The sequence below is a fragment of the Roseateles sp. GW821-FHT03B02 genome (assembly GCF_059421025.1).
Genome location: NZ_JBWKUV010000007.1, coordinates 230,744 through 252,685, shown reverse-complemented (window position 1 = coordinate 252,685; position 21,942 = coordinate 230,744). Strand labels below are relative to the sequence as shown.

Here is a 21,942-nt window from a genome sequence, read left to right as displayed (position 1 = left end):
GCCGGCTCGGTGGGCTACAACAAGGTGCGCAACAACACGCAGGCGCGGGTGCGTGGCGACAGCGTGCTGCAGAACCGCACGGGCAGCAGCAGTGGCATTGCCGTCACGGCCAGCGACGAGTCGTCCATCGTCTCCGTGGCCGGCGCCGCGGCGCTGAGCTTCGCGGTGAGCCAGGAAACCGCGATCGCGGCATCGCTGGGCTTCTCGCTCACCGTCAACGAGATCGAGAACACCCTCGCCGCCGAGGTGCTCGATTCGGACATCAAGTCGGCCAGCATGGTCACCGTCTCGGCCGACAGCGCGGCCGAGATCACCTCGGTCGCCTACGGCATCGGCCTGTCCGTGGCCATCAGCGGCGGCGCCAGCGCGGTGAGCGTTGCTGCCACCGGGGCGCTGAGCTTCAACGACATCGACAACACCGTCTCGGCACGCATCGCCAACACCAACGCGCCGAGCGCCGCGAACCCCGACCTCTCCGGCACGGTGGATTCCCACGGCAAGCTGAGCGTGACGGCCAGCGACCACTCCGCCATCCACGCCTTCGGCCTGGCCGCCGCGGCCAGCATCGGTGGCACCACGGACGGCCCAGGCATCGCCGTCTCGCTGGGCCTGGCGCTTGCGCACAACTCGATCGAGAAGGACGTCGGCGCGAGCCTGACGAACCTGGGCCGCGTGGACACCCTCGGCGGCGATGTGGTGGTCACGGCCGACGACGCATCGTCGGTGCAGGTCGTCACCGTCGCGGCCGCCGTGGCGGTGGCGGTCGGCAGCATCGGCGTGGGCGTGGCAGGCGGCGCGTCCGAGTCGACCAACATCGTGCTCTCGCACACGCACGCCAACATCGACGGCAGCGTCGTCGGCAGCGATGCCCACAAGGTGGGCAAGGTGACGGTGGACGCCACCGGCACCGCCGAGATCGACGCCACCGTTGCCGGGGTGGCCGTGGCCGTGGGCCTGGGCACCGATGGCGTCGGCGTGGCCGCGGCCGTCGGCATCGCCGTCGCACGCAACTTCATCGGCTGGAATCCGAACGCGCCGGGCGTCACCGCCGACGTCGACGTGCCGCGCCAGGGCGACAAGGCCGCGCCGCGGCAGGCCGTGCTGACGCCGGGCCTGAAGGTGCGCGTCGTCGACGGTGCCCTGGCCGGCGACATCTACGAATACGTCGGCCCGCAGGTCAGCGACAGCGACCCCGACACCGCGGGAGCCCAGGGCTTCGACTTGCGCATCCAGCAGTACCGCGACACGCGGCTGTGGAAGCAGGTCAACGCGGCCAAGAACGCATCGCAGATCGAGGCCTCCGTCGGCAACAGCAGCATCCGCGCCACTGGCGAGCTGGCCATCGGCGCCCATTCCACCGAGACCATCGACGCGACCGTGGTGGCGCTGGCCGCCGGTATCGGCGGCGGAAGCGAAGTGGGCATCGCCCTGAGCGGTGCCGGCAGCTACGCCGAGAACAAGATCGCCCTGGACACGCAGGCCTTCATCGACCGTGACGGCAGCGGCGGTATCCAGGCCGGCAGCGTGCACATCGTGGCCGACGACTCGCCCGGCATCCACGCCGTCGCCGGCGCCGCCTCGGTGGCCGTCGGCTTCGGTGCCGAGGTGGGCCTGGCGGTCTCCATCGGCCTGTCGCTGGCCTTCAACGAGATCGACAACCACGTCGACGCCTTCATCCGCAATGCCGACACCGGCGTGGTCGCGTCCGCCGGCGACGTCACGATCACGGCGCTGCAGCAGGGCCGGCACCTGTTCGACGTGAACCTGGGCGGCCTGCTCACCGCCGACGACCTGCTCGATGCCGCCACGGTCGATCAGGACATCGATAAGACGGCGGCGGTCAACGAGGCCACGCAGGATGCCAAGGGCGACGTGGTGCTGCTGGGTCGGCTGCGCGCTGCCATGGATGCGGCCCTGCAGGCCGCCGGCCTGCCGGCGCTGGCCGTTACCGAGTCGGTCACGCCCGAGGCGATGCTCACGCCCGAAAGCGGCCTCATCGACATCGGCGCCGCCCAGGCCGGCAACCAGCTCGTCTTCGACGCCTCGCACCCCTTCGCCACCGGCGACAAGATCCGCTACGACGCCCATGGCGGCCCGGCCATCGGCGGCCTGGTCAGCGGGCAGACCTACTACGTCGTCAACGTCAGTGCCAAGGTCATCCAGCTGGCCACGTCCGAGGCCAACGCCAAGGCCGACGTGCCCGTGGTGATCACGCTCACGCCGCCGGCCGGCGGCACGGGCGGCCAGTCACTGCGGCGCCTGTACAACCTGACCGACGGCACGACGGTGAAGGCGTCCGGCGGCGTCTATCGCTACGTCGGCAGCGACAGCGACGGCAAGGACGCCAACCTCGCCACCCAGAACTACGCCGATGCCGCGCACTGGCTGAGGGTGGACAAGCTGAAGGTGTCCGAGTCCGTGCCGGGCAGCAGCTGGCTGGTGGTTGCCCCCGACGGCCAGACCTTCGTGCTCGAGCGCACCAGCGCCGTGGGCGCACCGCTGGTCGTCAGCGTCAGCAAGGGCTCGATCGACGCGATCTCCGCCGCTGGCTCCGTGGCCATCGGCCTCGGGACGGTCGGCATCGGCGTCGCCGGCGCGGGCGCCGTGGCCCAGAACGTCATCCTGGGCGAAACCAATGCCTTCGCCGAAGGCAGCATCCTGCACAGCGCCGGCAATGTGGCGTTGAACGCCGTCAGCACGGCCAGCATCTCCTCCACGGTCGTCTCGCTGGCCATCGCCGTCGGCGTGGGCGAGGTGGGCGCGGGCGCGGCCATCGGCGTCTCGGTGGCGCGCAATTTCATCGGCTGGGAGCCGGGCGCCGACCCGACCCCGATGGAGGTGCGCGCCTACCTGAGCGACACCAGCGTGGTCGCGGACGGCGCCGTGCGGCTCGACTCGCTGGCACGCCAGGCCATCAATTCCATCGTGTTCGCCGGCTCGGTGGCGGTGGGCGCGGGGGCCGTGGGTGTCGGCATCGCCGGTTCCGGCGTGTTCTCCGAGAACCGCATTGCCGCCAACGTCCAGAGCTCGATCGGCGGCGCTGGCGCCACGGTCGAGGCGTCCAGCGTGGCGCTGGCGGCCGATGATCGCTCGGCGATCAGCGCCTTCGCCGGCGCGGTCGCTGTTGGCATTGGTGCGGGCGCCGTGGGCGTGGGCGTCTCGATCGGCGTGTCGCTGGCCGAGAACACGATCAACAACAGCGTGCTGGCGACGGTCAGCGGCGCCACCCTGCATGCAAAGCATGGCGACATCACGCTGGCCGCCAGCGATGTGGCCACGATCCGGGCCGTGTCGGCCGCGGCCTCGGTGGCCATCGGCGCCGCCGGCACCGTGGGCGTCGGCGTGGCCGGTGCCGGTGCGCTGGCCGAGAACGTCATCCTCGGCCGCACCGACGCCTATCTGTCGCAGGCCAGCCTGACCGCGTCCGGTGCCGTGGCGCTGCGCGCCGACAACAAGTCCAGCATCGACGCCATCATCGTCTCCGCTGCGGTCGGCGTGGGCGTCGGCGGCTCGGTGGGCGGCATCGGCGCCTCGCTCGGCGTCGGCCTGGCGCGCAACTACATCGGCACCCAGAACCACATCGACTCGCCCCACACCTACACCAGCAGCGACAACGTGCTGGCACTCGGCACGGGGGCGACCGTGCTCGTCACCGACGGCCCGCGCAGCGGCGACGTGTACGAGTACCTCGGTGATCCGCTGGTAGTGAAGTACGACTTCACCACGTCCAGCAGCAGCGGCCAGGTCAAGACCGGCGACCGAGTCAAGCGCCTGGCCGGTGTGGGCGGCGCGTCCGAAGACGCGGTGTTCGAATACTTCGGCACCAGCCCCCTGGCGGCCGGCAGCCTGGCCACGCAGGACTACACCGACCTGAAGCTGTGGCGGCAGGTCACCGCGGTGCAGGGTGATTTCGCCGACGCGACCTTGTGGAAGCTGGTCAACCTGAACAGCGCACCGCTGGAGGTCAAGGCCTTCGCCGAGGACAGCAGCATCCTGGCCGGCGGTGCCCTGTCGATGGTGGCGAATGGCCAGCAGATCGTCGACGCCTTCGTGCTCACCGGCTCGGTGGCCGTCGCCGCCGGTGCCCTGGCCTCGGCCGCGGCAGCTGGCGCCGGCGTGGCCAGCGACAACCGCGTCACCACTGACGTGGCCGCCTACATCGACGGCAGCGGCGCCACCGGCATCTCGGCGGGCACGGTCGACCTGCACGCCAGCGACCTGTCCCACATCCACGCCGACACCGCGGCGGTCGCGGTGGCCGGCGCCTTCGCCGCCTTCGGGGCCGTGGCCGTCTCGGTGGGCGTTTCCCTGGCCAACAACTCGGTCGACAACCACGTCTCGGCCTATATCGACGACGCCAGCGTCGACGCACTGAAGGGCGACATCGCCATCACCGCCACAGAAAACGCCAGCATCGAAGCTGTGTCGGTCGCGGCCTCGCTGGCCATCGCCGGCGCCATCGGCAGCGGCGCCATCGCCGGCGCCGGCGTGGCCGCCACCAACCACATCGGCAACCAGGTCGATGCCCACATCCTGGATGCCGCATTGGTGCGCAGTGCCGGTGGCGTCACCGTGCTCGCCGACGACACGGCCACCATTTCGGCGAAGAACGCCTCGGTGGCGGTGGCCGGCGGTGCCGTCGGCATCGCGGTCGGCGTGCTGGTGGCCGACAACGACATCCACGACGACGTCAATGCGTCGATCGGCCGCTCGACCGTCACCGCCAACGGTGGCGACATCAGCGTCACGGCGCATGACGTCCCCACCGTCACGACCAAGAGCGCGGTGGCCGCCGTGTCCACCACGGCCTCGGCCGCCGTCGGCCTGTCGCGTGCCACCATCGCCGGCACCACGCAGGCCCTGGTCGACGCGTCCACGCTGACGGCCGTTGGCCACCGCGTCAGCGTGCACGCCAGCTCCAGCGCCGACATCGATGCGCTGACGGTCGGCGCGTCCGCCGGCACCGTCGGCGTCGCCGCGGTGGTTTCCGAGGTCACGATCGCCGGCGCGACGCTGGCCGGCGCGACCGGGCAGTCGAGCATCGTGTCCAGCGGACTGGGCATCCTGGCCGAGTCGCACAACACCGCCACCCCCGAAACCGACGTCGTGGCCATCGGCCTGGCGGCCGGCGCGGGGGTGCGTTCCAGCAGCCTGATCAGCCGTTCGACGCGCGCCTTCGTCGGCGACAACGCCAGCGTGTCCTCGGGCACGGGCGAGGTCTCGATCGACGCCAAGAGCACGTCGCACGCCACGGCCTCCACCACCGGGGTGGCGGCGGGCGTCGGCGTCGCGATCAACGTCGTCCTCGTCGACGCCACGGTCAACGGGGACACCACGGCCGGCATCGGCGCCGGTGCGCATGTGAATGCGGGCAAGGTGTCCGTGTCCGCCGATGCGACCAACACCGTCGACGGCAGCACCCTGGGCCTCGCCCTGTCGGGCCTGCTGTCGGTCAGCGCGGTCAAGCAGCAGGCCGTCATCGGCGCCCACACCGGTGCGGACATCGGTGCCGGTGCCGTCATCGACGCCACCAGTCTCGACGCCCACGCCCACGCCGACAACACGGCCGTGGCCGACGTGGTCTCCTTCGCCGCCAGCTTCCTGGCCGGTGGCGCCGGCGTGTCGGCCTATGCCGACATCACGTCGGCCGCCACCACGCAGGCCAGCATCGGCCGCGATGCACGGATCCGCCTGAGCGGCGCGCTCGACGTTGCCGCCAGCGCCAACAACATCGCCGAGGCCTCGGCCAAGGGCGGCGCGGCGGGAGCCTTTGCCGGCATCTCGGTGATGCTGCCCGAGGCCCATGTGCGTGGCGCGACGACGGCCACGATGGACGGCACCGTGCTGGCCGCGTCGGACGTCACCGTCTCGGCAGAAGCCACCAACCTCGCGGAGGCGGTGGACCTGTCGGTCAACATTTCCGCCGGCGTCAGCCTGGGCGTCACCGGCGCCACCGCCGAGATCGCCTCGTCCGCCAAGGTGTCGGCCCTGGTCGACGCGCATGCCGACGTCTCCACCGCCGGCACGTTGAAGGTCGATGCCAAGGCCACCAACACGGCCCATGCCAAGTCCGACGTCGGCTCGGGCGGCGCCATCGGCATCGCGGCTTCCAATCTCAAGGCCACCGTGGCCGCCGGCACGCAGGCCGGCATGGACGGCACGGTGTCGCACGCCGCGGCGGTGGCCCTGAAGGCCACCGGCGGCAATCTGGCCAACACCGAGGCCCTGGGCATCGGCATCGGCCTGGGCGGCGGCGTGGGCATCGCGCCGGTCTCCCGCGTGACCGACGGCGCCACGGTGCAGGCCGGCTTCGGCGGCACGGCCCGCGTCAATGACAAGGGTGCCGCCGTGGAAGCGCGCGCCAGCAGCACCGACCGCAGCAAGGCCAGCGCCACCGGCGCCAGCGTGGCCGGGCTGTCCATCAACATCATCCAGGTGGACGCCAGCACGGCCGGCGCTACGCTCGCCACGGTGGCCGAAGGGGCCGTGCTGCATGCCAGCTCGCTGCTTCTGGACGCGGTGGCCGCGACGACGCTGTCGTCCGACGAGACCAGCGTGGGTGTCGGCCTGGTGGCCGGCGCCCAGGCCAACACCCGGGTGACCGACACGCACGCCGTCTCGGCGACTGTCGGCGACAAGACCGTCATCGACACCGCCGGCGATGTCCGCCTCGTCGCGGGCAGCACCAACCAGGCCAACGTCAAGGTCGTGCTGGGCTCCGGCGGGCTTGGCGCCGGCGTCGGTTCCGAGGCGCGCGCTGACCTGACACCGCAGGTGACAGCATCGATCGGCGAGGGCGCCACGGTGACCGCCGGCGGCGACGTCAAGCTCGACGCTGAATCGCATCGCGCCGCCGCCAACCTGTCCACCAATGGCGCGTCCATCGGCGGTGTCGCCGTCGGCACGATCACCAACCACGGCTTCGTCACGCCCACCGTGCGCGCCACCATCGATGACAAGGCCACGGTGGTCGCCGGCGGCCGCGTCGACGTGCTGGCCGACATCCTGGCGCAGACCGACACCGGCGGCCTCACGCTTGGCGACACCTTCCAGCCCGCCACCGATGTCGACACCGGGGCGGACACCATCCGCTTCGTGTCGCACGGCCTCAGCACGGGCGACGTCGTCACCTACGACCCCAACAACAACACGCCGGTGCAGACCGCCGGCGGCGCGCTGCAGACCGACCGCAACTACCGAGTCATCGTCGTCGACGGCAACCGCGTGCAGCTGGGCGCCACCTTCGGTGCCGGCTCGGCCAACACCGGCTCGCTGATCAACCCGGGCGTCGGCGTCGATGCGGCGCGCGACGTGATCCGCTTCGCGGCGCCGCACGGCTTCGCCGACGGCGACGCCGTGCTCTATGACCCGGGCAGCACCGCCGGCATCGGGCTCAGCACGAACACCACCTATTTCGTGCGCGTGCTGGACGACTACACCGTCAAGCTCTTCACCACCCAGGCCGCCGCCACCGCGCCGACGGTGGGCTTCGACCCCTCGGCATCGCCGTCCACCGTCACTTCCGACAACGTCATTCACCTCGGCGGCTTCAGCAACGGTCAGGCCGTCAGCTACGTCGCGCCGGCCCCGACCAGCTTCAGCAGCATCCAGGTCGACACCGACGGCGCCCGCGAGAGCGACGGCAACATCAAGTCTGGCAGCCCGGCGCTGACCACCGTCAACAACGACAGCATCTACCTCGCCCGCTTCGACACCAACGGCAACTACGTCGGCGGCTCGGGCTACACCACCGGCAACAAGGTCACTTACATCACCAACGGCGCCGCCATCGGCGGCCTGGCGAACGGCGCCACCTACTACACGCTGGCGACCGACGCCAACAAGATCCAGCTGCTGCCGAGCTATGCGGCGCTGGGCAGCGTGAGCTTCAACCAGGTCAACAACGCGGCCGACACCATCGTGCGCAACGACGGCGGCAACTGGGCCAGCGACGGCTTCGCCGCCGGCCAGCAGATCGTCATCTCCGGCAGCGGCAGCAACAACAAGACGCTGACCATCCTGGGCGTCAGCGGCAACACGCTCAGCTTCGCCGGCGACGTGCTGGCCAACGAGTCCAACCACGCCGCCACGCTGCGCGGCACGGCCCTGGCGCTGACGCCGGACAAAGCCGGCGGCAGCGGCGTGCAGCACCAGTTGGTGCGCCAGTCTCTCGGCGCGCTGCAGGCCGGCGTGACCTACTATGTCGTCAACAGCAACGGCAGTCAGTTCCAGCTCGCGGCCACGCCCGGCGGCGCGGTGCTGAACGTCGACGACACCGGCCGCAGCGGCACGCACGCCTTTGGCGGCGCGGGCGTCGAGCTCGCCGGCACGGGCGGCACGCAGTCCCTGCACATTGACCTCACCAGCCCCGTGCCCGGCGGCAGCCACAAGCTGCTGGGGCAGGGCGGTACCTCGTTGCGGCTGCTGGCGCCGCCGGCCGGCGACGGCATGTCGCATTCCAGCGTCGACTTCGGCGCCGGCGGTGGCGTGGCCGTCAACCTGCCCACGGCCCGCCTCACGATCACCAACGACGTGCAAGCCTCCATCGGCGCCGCCAGCGTCGACGCCGAGACCGGCATCACGGTCGCCACGCATTCCGTCAGCAGGGGCTCGGCCTATGTATCGGCCGTCGGCGGCGGCGGCATCTCGGCCATGAAGGACCAGAGCAGCGTTGACGTCACGAACACCAGCAAGGCCACCCTCGCCGACGGCGCCATCCTGAAGTCGCGCGGCCATGTCGCCATCCTGTCCGACTCTTCCATCGACACGCACGTCTACGCCACGGCCAAGGGCGGCGGCGTCGGCGCGGGCTCGAACGCCAGCGCCACCACCAGCGTCGACAACAGCAGTGCCAACGGTCACGGCACGGCGAGCATGGTCGGGCAGCGCGTCCAGATCGACGCCGACACGCTGACGCTTAACGCGCAGGTGTCGCACCTGAAGACCTATGCGAGCAGCCAGGCGCTGGCTGGCGGCTTCGTCGCGGTCGCGATCTCCGACGCGAACATCGACACCCAGTCGACGGTCACCACCTTCATAGGTGCCGACGCCCGCATCCGCAGCACCCGCGGCGTGGACATCGGCGCCTTCCACCGCGACACGCATGCGGAGCGCCACACCCAGGCGATCCCGATCGCCTTCATCCCGATCCCGATCGAGACCGGCGGCAACAACACCAACCTGACCGACCTGGTGCGAGCCATGGACGGCGCGCGCGTCCAGACCGCGCCGCGGGCGAACTCGAACACGCCGCTGCGCCGCATCGACGGCAGCGACACCAGCGCCACCAGCGCCGGCGTCAACGAGACCTACACGGCGCTGGCGCTGCTGGTGCAGGCCGACGACGTCAACGTCGGCGACACCTCCAGCCAGAGCCGCAGCATCCGCTGGGACGCCGACGTCGAGATCTCCGCCGGCCCCAGCCCCGAAGTGCTGATCGACGCCAACGGCAACGTCGTCAAGGCCATCGGCACCACTGTGACCATCGCGGCCAACGGCGACGCCATCGTCGGCGACGTGCCGACGCCCGCAGCACTGGGCGGCCAGGCGCTGTTCATCTCGAACAAGATCCTCAACGACCAGGCCGACCCGAGCGGCACCGACTTCCGCGCGCTGTTCCAGTTCGCCGATACCTACAGCGGCATCACCATCACCAATCTGTCGACGCGCCGGCTGCAGATCAACAACATCAACGTCGGCGGCGCCACCGACGCTTTTGTCGACCTGCAGGCGCACGACGACGACCGCGAGGCCAGCCTGACCTTCGACCTGCGCCGCACGGTCGCGCCGACCGACGTGGTGATCGAGAACCTCAACACCCAGCTCGGCTTCGCGCCTGACATCGTGCTCAACGGCACGATCGAGAACCCCATCGGCACCACCCGCGTCACCGCGCTGACCGGCGACATCGTCGCTGCCACGCAGCGCGACCAGACCGTGGCCGGTCGCACGACGCTGATCCGCACGCGCGACCTCACGCTCGACGCGCAGAAGGGCACCATCGGCTACGACGCGCAGGATCCGGGCGCCAAGAACCACCTGTCGGTGGACATCGTGCAGGGCCCGCTGTTCGCGTTCAGCACGCCGCAGCTGCTGGAGACCGGCGCCACGGTGGTCTACCACGCCAGCCCCGCCACCGCGCCGCTGGGCAACCTCACGGATGGCGCCACCTACTACGTGATCCGCCTCGACGACCAGCGCATCCGCCTGGCGAGCTCGCTGGCCAACGCGCAGAACGGCATCGCCATCGCGGTCGACCCGGCCAACCTCGACAACGGCACGCACACGCTGACGCATGGGGCGACGCAGATCCCCATCACCGCCGGCACGCGCCTCGTGGCGCAGGCCGGTGCCGATGACTACCTCGACCTGAAGGGCCGGCTGCGCGACCCCGCGGCCCAGCTCGGCGGCGCCGGCCTGCCCAACCCGCACACCTTCAACATCGACCTCGTTCGCGCGGGCATCACCGGCAATGGCAGCGACGACGTGATCCTGCAGGCCGGCGTGCTGGAAACGGCCACCGGCAACGCCGGCGGCGTGCGTGTGCGCGCCACCACCGGCCCGGCCGTCGACCGCAACTTCTACAACCAGTTCCGGCCCGATGACCCGGCGAACGCGACCTTCGGCGCGGCGCTGGACCCGGGCTTCTACGGCGGCAACGGTGGCAGCACCACCATCAAGGCCACCTACAACTTCGTCAACCCGAACGGCCCGAACGGCAATTCCGCCGGCCTGGTCGCCGACGGCAGCCCCACCACCGGCAACATCGTCGTCAAGGCCTTCAACGCCGCGCCGTCGGCGCCGCAGGTCAACGTCACCGGCATTACCGACATCCTCGGCGCCGCCACCGGCCACATCGACGTGCTGACGAACGGCTTCGTCACGCTCACCGAGCAACTGGGCGACATGCGTGTGGGCAGCATCACGTCCACCGCCAACGACGTGACGCTGACCGCGCCGCTGTCCATCGTCGACGCGCTGGACGACGCCGATGCCGACGTCACCGGCGTCAACATCACGCTGAAGGCCGTGGCCGGCAGCATCGGCAGCGCCGGCACCGGCACGCGCATCAACTTCGTCGAGACCAACCTGCTCGACCAGGTGGACGGCGCCGCCAGGACCGGTGTGCTGAAGGCCGATGCGCCGCAGAGCATCTACCTCGAAGAGACCGATGGCGACCTGCGCGTCCACCACGTCTACTCGACCGGTGGCAACGCCACGCTGGTGGCGCGCAGCGGCTCCATCGTCGACGGCCACACCAGCGATACCGACGATGCGGGCAATGCCTTCAAGGATGCCGACGGCACCGTGCGCGACGCCGTCAACGTCTTCGCCTTCGACATCGATCTCGACGCGCGCGGCGGCGGCAGCATCGGCCGGGCAGGCGACGACCTCGACATCGATTCCCGCACCGGCGGTCGCCTGTTCGCGCAGGCTGCCACCGACGTCTACATCACCGAGGTGAACGGCGCGTTGAACGTGCTGGCAGCGCGCGCGCTGGGCGGCACGCTGCGGCTCACGGTGCCCGACACCTCGGCCGCAGATACCGAGAACTTCGTGCTGCTCGACGCCGCCGGCGCCACGGCGCGGGTGTTCGAGTCGGCCGCCACCGCGGTGCCGCAGGGCGAGGTGCTGGCTGCGCTGACCGCCACGCTGTGGGTGGGCGACAACGTCGCCACGGCGGCCAGCAGCCGCATCGTCGCCGGCGGGGCCGGTGGCCTGGGCATCACCGTGCGCGGCGACACGCGCCGCGTCGGCAAGACCGACAGCGTCGACACGAAGGAGTCCGACGACGGCCGCGGCACACGCATGACGCTGCGCGGCACCATCGGCCGCCTCGGCGCGCCGACCGATCTGGCCGCCTTCAACACCAACTCCAAGGAGTTCACGCGCTTCTTCGGCCACGACGACGCTGACACCTTCACCTTCGACCAGACCTTCCTCACCGCCAACACCACGGCCTATGGCAGCTGGTCGCCGACGAGCGCCACGCTGGCCGACGATGGCGAAGACCGCTTCATCGTCGACCGCCTGCAGTCCATGCACGTCTTCGCCGACGGCAGCGGTGACACGCTCACGCTGGACGGCGAGGCCGACACCGACTTCTACGAAGTCCGCACCACCGGCAGCCAGGGCGCGCAGCGCAACTACGTCGTCAACATCCTCGACACCGGCCTGCCGGACGACGGCGTCGACGAAGCCGCCGTCTACGGCATCGACGGCAGCCAGGCCTCCGGCGCCACCGACGACATCTTCCTGCTGCGCCGCTCGTCGTTCATTCCGGACGAGGCGGCCACGGCGCCGGCCTTCGTCGCGCTGCTGCACGGCTCGCTGGACCAGGCGCGCACCGCCAGCAGCGATGCCGCGGTGCGGCCGCAGCAGGTGCAGCGCGTCAACTACGACGTCAACCTGAACGGGCGGCTGAACGTCTTCGGCGGCGGCGGCAACGACGTCTTCGCGGTCGACGACACCAGCACCATCGTCACGCTCGACGGCGGCAGCGGTGACGACCTGTTCCAGATCGGCCAGATCTACGGCAGCCAGCGCCAGCCGGCCAACCTGCCGGCCGCCGACGCCTTCGACACCATCGCGACCACGCGCGGCTACGTCAGCCGCGGCGTGTCGGCGCCTCTGGTGGCCCAGGGCGGCGACGGCAACGACAGCTTCGTCGTCTACAGCAACAAGGCCGAGCTGCGCCTGGAAGGCGACGCCGGCGATGACCTGTTCACCGTGCGCGCCTTCGCGCTGGCGCAGGTGGACGCCGCGGGCAACATCGTGCTCGACGCCAACGGCGTGGCCAAGCCGCTTACCACGGCCGATGTGTCCACCGCCGCGCAGATGAACGTCAGGCCCGGCGACGGCAACGACACGGTGCAGTACAACATCAACGCGCCCGTGTCGGTCGATGGCGGGTCGGGCTTCGACAAGGTCGTCATCCTCGGTACCGAGTTCCCGGACAACTTCGTCATCACCGAAGACGGGGTCTACGGCGCCGGCGTCAATGTGCGCTTCACCAACATCGAGGCGCTGGAGATCGACGGCCTGGAGTCGGACGACGACTTCTACGTGCTCGGCACGCCGGTTGGCGTCATCACGCGCATCATCGGCGGACTGGGCAGCGACACCGTCAACGTCGGCGGCGACGTGGCCGAGCCCATCGTGATGCAGCAGCTCGAAGGCAGCTCCAGCACCATCGGGCACACCGTCACCGCGCCGGGCACGGCCTATGACGGCCTGGCCGTTGGCGGCGTGGACCCGACGGTGGCGCAGGCCAGCAGCGGTGCCGTGGTCATCCGGGAGACCGCCGGCAGCACGGTCGTGCAGGAAGGCGCCACGAACGCATCGCTCAGCGTCGACAACTACTTCGTGCGCCTGGCCACCAAGCCGGCCGAAGGCGTGACGATCTACGTCACTGTCTCCGCCGCTCGCTCCAGCCGCAACGAGAGCGCCGCCGGCGGCGATACGCTGTGGGTGGCTGACCACGCCAACGCCAGCTTCACCCGCAGCGTCACGCGCGACGGCGTCACCTCTCAGCAGCCCGACCGTGCGCTGGTGCTGGCCTTTACCGCGGCCAACTGGAACGTCGAGCAGGCTGTCTACGTCTACGGCGCCCAGGACCAGCTCGCCGAGGGCGAGCGCACGGTGACCGTCAACCACAGCGTGCGTGCCGTGGTGACGAATGCCGCTGCCGCCACGGCTGCCGCTCAGGCCGCCACGGTGGCGACGTTCGACTTCGCCCGGGTGCGCAACGTCGAAGTCAAGGTGCTCGACGACGACGCGTCCACGCTGATCCTGACCCAGACCGACGGCGCCACCGTCGTGCTCGAAGGCAGCCTGGTGGCCGATGCGCAGGGCTTCACGCAGGGCATCGCCGACAGCGTGAACCTGCGCCTGGGCAAGTCCCTGACCGCCGGTCAGACCGTGACCGTCACGCTCAGCTACGACGCCTCGCAGGTCAAGCTCGGCGGCGCCGGCGTCACCGACCTCGGCAACGGCCAGGCCACCATCAAGTTCGACGTCAACAACTGGCTGGCCGGCGTGAACGTCAGCGTCACCGCCGTGGACGACGCCACGCGCGAGGACGTGAAGCATTCCTTCGTCAATGCCGCGGTCACGGCCAACACCGGCGCTGCGCTCTATGCCGGCCAGGCCACGCAACTGGCCGTGACGGTGTACGACAACGACCGCCCTGGCGTCATCGTCCTGCAGTCCGACGGCTCTACCAACGTCGTCAAGGACGACCCCGCCACACCGGCCGACGAGTCGGTGGCCGACACCTACACGGTGCGCCTGACCCAGGCGCCGACCGGTGACGTCACCATCGGCATCACCACCGACGGCCAGGTCGTCACCGTGCCGGCCTCGCTGCTGTTCAACGCCGGCAACTGGTACCGGCCGCAGACGGTGACGGTGAAGGCCAACCCGGCCTTCGATCCCAGCCAGCTGCCGGTCGACGCGACGACGCAGAAGGTGTGGGCACCGCGCGAGCACCTGCTGACCGCCCTGGGCGGCCCGCTCGAAGTGGTGGGTGGCACCGTCGGCGCCCGCCCCCTCGGCCAGGCGCTGCTGCTGCCGGGCGAGAAGAACGCGCCGCTGCTGCAGATCGGTGCCCAGCCCGACGAGCGCGAGCAGATCGACACGCTCAACATCTACGACGACTCCAGTCTGGAAGACAAGACCGGCGTGCTGAGCAGCACCGGCCTCACCGGCTTCGGCATGGCGCCCGACCTGGCGCTGGGCACCAACCCCTTCGGCGAGCCCGCGGTGGCGCGTGGCGGCATCAGCTGGGGCGATGCCGCGACGGGCAAGTCCGGCATCGAGGTGCTGAACCTGCTGATGGGCCAGGGCAACGACACGCTGACGATCACCGGCACGCTGAACGCGGCCGACGAAGGCAGCGGCGCCAACCGCGGCCCGGCCCGCCATGGCACGCTGGTCAGCGTGCATGGCGGCGGCAACCTCGACCTCACGCCGGGCGGCAGCAACATCGTGGGCGACCGCATCACCGTCACCGGTGGCGGCGGCGCGGCCTCGCCGCTGGTCATCTACGGCGACACCTCGCAGGACGGTACCTGGTACAGCGGCCTCACCAACCTCACGAGCCGCATCGACAACCTGGTGCTGGGCGCCAAGCTGTTCGACCAGGCCGGCACGGCGGACGACTTCTTCCGCTTCCCGCGCGCCAACCCCTTCCTGCGCGCCGGCAACGACGTCATCGATGCGAGCGCGCTGTTCACCGGCGCCGATGCCGAGACCACGGTGCTGGGCGTCGCCATCTACGGCGGCGCGGGCGACGACACCATCATCGGCACCGGTGCGGGCGACCACCTTGCGGGCGGCTCCGGCGACGACACCATCAGCGGCGGCGGCGGCGTGGACCTGATCTACGGCGACAGCGGCTTCAACGTCGACCCGATCACGCGCACGCTGGTCATGGTGACGGCCGACGCGGGCGTGGGCACCTTGCCCTTCGGCCCGGTGCGCGACCGCATGGTGGCCGGCAAGGACACGATCGACGGCGGCAGCGGTGCCGATGTCATCTTCGGCGACCATGGCGTCGTCAACCAGGTGGTGCCGCGCGGCACCGTGTACCCGGACTGGACGCCCGCCAAGGGCCGCGCCGCGGTGTTCGGCTACGCCACCGCGAACGCCGCCACGGCGCAGTTCCCGGTCACGGCCAGCGACAAGCTGCTGACCACCGGCTTCATCGATTCGGCGGCCAGCGAGCAGTTCGCCAACGGCGCCGCCGACAGCATCCTCGGCGGCAGCGGCGGCGACCTCATCTTTGGCGGCGCGGGCGGCGACACCATTCACGCCGGCACCGGCAACGACCTCGTCTTCGGCGACCAGGGTCTGGTGCAGACCGTGGGCGGCCTGTTCCTGTCGGCCGAGAGCCTGCCTCCCATCGCGCCCGAGCTGCGCCCGGCGGGCCAGCGCTCGGTGGTCTTCACCGCGCTGGACACCAAGACCAACGCCAGCGGCGGCGATGACCAGATCTGGGGTGACGACGGCATGGACGTCGTGCTCGGCGAGCAAGGCAACGACACCATCTTCGGCGGCAACGGCGACGACATCCTCATCGGTGGCAGCAACGTCGTCGGCTCGCTCGACGGCGACGACCGCATCGACGGCGGCAACGGCTTCGATGTCATTGCCGGCGACAACGCCGACATCTACTACCGCCCGGACAACCTCGATCCGCGCTTTGCCCAGCTCACCGGCGCCACGCTCTACAACGAGGTGCCCGGCCCCGACGAAGGCAAGTCGCAGACCGTGTCGGTCGACGCGCAGGGCCGGCCGCTGTTCGCCGACCCGAACGGCGCGCTGCCGCCCGCGGCGGTCACGCACCGCGAGTACCGCACCCGCCTGCTCGACCACAGCCTGGCCCTGCAGGCGCAGCCCAATGACGCGGCCGTCCGCGTCTGGGGCAACGACTACATCGCCGGCGGCGCGCAGGACGACGAGATCTTCGGCGGCCTGGGTGCCGACGTCATCCAGGGCGACGGCTCCATCCTCGGTGCCAGCGTCGGTGCCGTGGTGACCTCGGGCGGCGCGCTCGTCGTGCTGCCTTCCGTCGAGAACCGCGCCACCGATGGCGACGACTACATCGAGGGCGGCGGCGGTGACGACGTCATCTTCGGCAACCTCGGCCAGGACGACATCATCGGCGGCAGCTCCAACCTCTTCGGGCTCGGCGCGCCGGAGCAGCGCCCCGACGGCAGCGACATCATCTTCGGCGGCGCCGGCACCCGCATCGACCGCAACACGCTGGGCACGGGCGGCGACTCCCGCACCAGCCAGGTCGCCGAACATGCCTTCGATGCCGACGTCATCATGGGCGACAACGCCGTGGTGCTGCGCATCCTGGGCACCGACGGCAAGCCGCTGTCCTTCGCCTACGACAGCACCGTCGACATCGGCTCCGACCCGGCCAACCCGCAGCGCACCGAGGCCCGCGGCAGCCTGCGCGTCGTCGTGCGCACCTTCGACCTGCTCGACTACACGCCAGGCAACGACGCGGTGGGCATTGGCGGCAACGACCTCGTCAAGGCCGAGGACGGCGACGACATCGTCCATGGCGGCCGCGGCAACGACGTGCTGTATGGCGACGGCTGGGACGACGACCTCTACGGCGGCACCGGCAGCGACCGCATCTTCGGCGGCAGCGGCGAGGACGGCATCGTTGCCGACGATGGCCGCATCTCCACCAGCCGCAACGGTGTGGCCGAGCCGCTGTACGGCATCGCCGCCAGCACCGAGCGGCTCATCGAGCTGCCCGGCCCCTTCACCGGCGCCTGGGTCGACCTCAGCGGCTACATCAAGAAGACCGTCAACCTGCTCGTGCCCACCGCGGGCGGCGACGACATCGTCTACGGCGGCCTGGGCGATGACTTCATCCACGGCGGTGCCGGCAACGACGCGCTGTCCGGCGCCGAGGCGCTGACCCCGTTCTACGACGACGTGCGCGCCGCCACCGCGGCGCCGTTCCAGTACGACCCGGTGACGCGCAAGCTGGACTTCTACGACGCCGACAACCCGATGAAGAAGGTGGAAGGCTTCCTGCTGAACTTCGACGCCTTCGACCAGGGCGTGCTGATCGAGGACGGCAAGGACTGGATCTTCGGCGACGACGGCAACGACGCGCTGTTCGGCGGCACGGGCCATGACCGCCTGTTCGGTGGCCTGGGCGACGACTACCACCAGCTTGACGACAACCTTGACACCGACGGCGGCCTGAACATCAACACCGACGACGCCACCGACGTGCAGAACACCGCCGGCACGGGCGACTTCGCCTACGGCGGCGGCGGCCTGGACGTGCTCATCGCCAACAGCGGCCACGACCGCATGTTCGACTGGACGGGCGAGTTCAACAGCTTCATCGTGCCGTTCGCCCGCTTCGGCGCACCCACCATCAACCGCCTCATCTCGCCGGCCACCGTCGACTTCATCACCCAGCTGGCTACCGCCGGCGGCGCCGACCGCTCGCTGGCCGAGCCGCATGGCGAGATCGGTCTCGTGACCCAGCACGACCCCGAGTGGAACGACCAGCACGGCGGCCCGCGCGACCCGCAGCCCGGCAACGGCCATGCTGCCCATGACGGCACTGGTGGCAAGGAAGACGACCGCACGCTGGCGCCGCTGCAGACCGCCCACGGCAGCACGCCCAGCGGTGGCGTGGCCGGTGTCGCCGACAAGGGCGCCGTGCACATCGAGAGCGCCATCAACGCGGTGCTGCCGCTGGCGCCCACTTCCGCCGAAGACGCCGACCTGCCCCCGGGGCCGGCACTCACTGCGGGCGCGGCGCTCAGGCTGACCTATCTGGTCACCAACACCTCGTCCGACGGCTCACCGATCTTCAACGTGCAGGTCGTTGACGATGGCGGCACGCCGGGCGTGCTGGCCGACGACATCGTGCCGGTCTACGTCAGCGGCGACGACGGCGACCGCGTGCTGGAAACCGGTGAGGTGTGGCTGTATGCCGCGCCCGCAGGCCTCACCGCGCAGGGTAGCGCGCAGCGCCATGTCGCCACCGTGCGTGGCACCAGCAGCAGCGGTCACGTCGTCAGCGACGACGACCTGCTGTACTACAACGCGCCTGGCGTGGCCTTGCCCAAGGTGCGCGTCGAGAAGGCCATCAATGCGGTCGATCCGATGCACCCGACGGCCGCCGAGGACGCCGACACGGCACCTGGCGTGAAACTGGTCGCCGGCACGCCGGTTGTCTGGACCTACCAGGTCTTCAACGACGGCGCCGAGGCGGTGCGCATCACCTCGCTGATGGACGACCACGGCACCATCAGCGTCAGCGCCGACGACTTCGCGCCCGCGGCCGTCACCGTGACGGTGGGGGCGGCGCTGTTCAACGTCGGCGACACCGACCGCGACAACCTGCTGGACCCTGGCGAGGCCTGGCTCTACACCTCGGCCGGCACCAGCGCCGGCGGCTACGCGGCCGTGCCGGGCACGTACGGCAACATCGCCACCGTCAAGGCCATCGGCACGAGCTCCGGCCAGGCGGTGCAGGACAGCGACGCTGCCTACTACAACACCGGCGGCAACCCCGGCGCCGTGGGCGTGCGGCTGGAGAAGGCGGTCAATGCGGCCAACCCCAGCGCACCCACCGCCTACGAGGACGCCGACAGCCCCACCGGCCCGGTACTCACCGTGGGCAGCACGGCGGTCTGGACCTACCAGGTCTTCAACACCGGCAGCACCGCCTTTGCCATCAGCTCGCTGCGCGACGACGCCGGCACCGCGCTCGTCACCACCGACGACTTCACCCCCGCGGCCGTGCTGGCCGCCGGCACCAGCTTCAACATCGGCGACCTGGACCGCGACGGCCTGGTGGACACCAACGAGGTCTGGCTGTTCCGCGCCACCGGCACGGTGACGCAGGGCCAGTACGTCAACAGCGCCCGTGTCGACGTCAGCGCGCCGGCCGGTGGTGGCAGCGCCACGTCCACCGACGTGGCCTATCACTTCGGCAGTGCGGCGCAGCTCAACATTGTCAAGTCGGTCAATGCGCTCAAGCCGTTGCAGCCGACGACGGCCGAGGACGCCAACAACCCGGCCACGCCGGTGATGCTGGCCGCAGGCAGCACGGTGGTCTTCAGCTACGCCGTCAGCAACCTGGGCGCCGATGCGATCAGCGGGCTGAAGGTGATGGACGACAACGGCACCGCGGGCCTGCCGGGTGACGACTTCGCCCCCACCGCGGTGACCGTCACCGCCGGCGGCAAGGTCTACAACGCCGGCGACAGCAACAAGGACGGCCTGCTCGACCGCAACGAGACCTGGCTCTACACCGCCACGCTGACGGTTGCGCCCGGCGCCTACACCAACTACGCGCAAGCCAGCGGCACCAACTCGCGCACGCAAGTCCAGGTGCGCGACGACGACCCCGCCAACATCTTCGGCGCCGTCGCCGGCATCGACGTCCGCAAGGCCGTCAACGCCGTCGACCCGGCTGCGCCCACGGCGGCCGAGGATGCCAACGACCCGACCCACCCGCTGCTGGTGAACGAAGGCAACAGCGTTGTCTTCACCTACCTGGTGTCCAACACCGGCAACGGCGCGTTGAAGCTCGTCACGCTGAAGGACGACGCGGCGACCCCGAGCGCCGCCGGCGACGACTTCGCGCCCGCGCCGGTGCTCAATGGTGGCTTCAACGTCGGCGACATCAACAAGGACGGCATGCTCGACGTGGGCGAAGTGTGGCGCTACACCTCGGTCGGCACCTCCGCCGGCAGTGCGACCGCCGAGCTGGGCCTGCACACCAACACGGTCACGGCGACCGCCACCGACGGCCGCACGGGCCGCACCGCCACGGACACCGATACCGCCAGCTACCAGGGCCAGGCCGGTGCCATCCGCGTCGAGAAGGCGATCAACGCCGTGCATGCCACGGCGCCCACCCGCTATGAAGACGCCGACCAGCCCACCGGCCCCATCCTGGCGGTGGGATCGCCCATCGTCTGGACCTATCTCGTCACCAACCAGGCCGGCGTGACGCTGGACATCGTCGATCTGCGCGACAGCGACGGCTTCCTGCCGCTGTACGTGAGCGGCGACATCAACGGCGACATGCGGCTCGACGTCGACGAGGTGTGGCTCTTCACCTCCGCCGGTGCGGTGGGCGCGCCAGCCTCGGCGCTGGCCGGCCAGCACGGCAACAAGGTCACCGTGGTGGCCACCAACGATGCGGGCAGCATCGTGAGCGACGACGACCTGGCCAATTACTTCGGCACGGTGGTCACGCCCACGAGTTCCGTGCGCATCGTCAAGGCCATCAACCCCGCCGACCCGGCCAAGCCCACCGTGCAGGAAGACGCCAACAGCGTCGATGCGCCGGTGTACCTGGTCAACGGCGCCGTGCCGACCTACACCTTCCTGGTCACCAACCTCGGCACCGAAGCCCTGAAGAACGTCGTCGTCACCGACGACGCCGCCACCGACCAGCCCGGCGACGACTTCAAGCCGGTGCCGGTGATGCAGGGCGCCAACATCGTCGGCGACGTCAACAAGAACGGCCTGCTGGACCCGGGCGAGACCTGGCGCTACACCTCCGCGGGTGTCTACACGATGGCGCCGCCGGCCGGTGCCTACGTCAACGTGGCCCAGGTCAGCGCCACCGGTGTCACCACCGGCGCCTCGGTACGCGACGACGACCCGGCCTACTTTGTGGTCGCGCAGCCGGCGCACACGATGGGCCGCATGACCGGTGGCGGCAGCGTCTACACCGAGGACGGCACGCGCGTCACCCACGGCTTCGAGCTTCACTGCGACACCGACATCGGGCCCAACAACCTCGAGGTCAACTGGGACAAGAACAACTTCCACCTCGACACGCTGACCTTCGCCGCCTGCTACGACGATCCGCGCCTGAACCCGCTGCCGCGGCCGGCACCCTTCGACACCCTGGTGGGTGTCGGTACCGGCACGCTCAACGGCAAGGCTGGCTACACCATCCGCTTCACCTTCACCGACAACGGCGAGCCTGGCAGTACCGACTTCGCGCAGATGGAGATCCGTGACGCGCAGGGCAAGCTGGTGCTCTTCGTGGCCGGCAACCTGCACAACGGCAACCAGCAGGCGCATCCCGAGAACAAGGCAGCAGCGCTGGCAGTGACAACCGTCGCGCCCGCCGGCGTAACCGACCCGTCAGGCGCCGCCGCAGTGGCTGCGGTCCGTACCGCGGCGGTGCTGCCCGTCACGAGTGCCTCGGGTGCGACCCTGGCGCCCGTGCACATCGACTGGAGTGTCCTGGGCCTGAACGACACCGCACCCGCAGCGGCCGGGCCGCGCGTCACCAACAGCTGGCAGGATCGCTTCGTCAGCGACCTGGGGCTGTCGGAGCAGCGTGCCAACCCCAATGCCGGGCTGCGCCTGCACCTGGGTGCGGCACCGCAGGCGGTGAACAAAGTGACGGTGGCGGCATAA

The 21,942-nt window shown here is 70.4% G+C and carries 1 protein-coding gene (running past one end of the window); it reads left to right on the top strand.

From position 1 onward, the window contains the following. Positions 1–21,942, top strand: the 3' portion of a protein-coding gene (locus AC07VX_RS19395; protein ID WP_493183931.1) for an LEPR-XLL domain-containing protein. Its footprint begins 8,103 nt before the window's first position; only the last 21,942 of its 30,045 coding nucleotides appear in the window; its start codon lies beyond the left edge, outside the window; it ends in the stop codon at positions 21,940–21,942.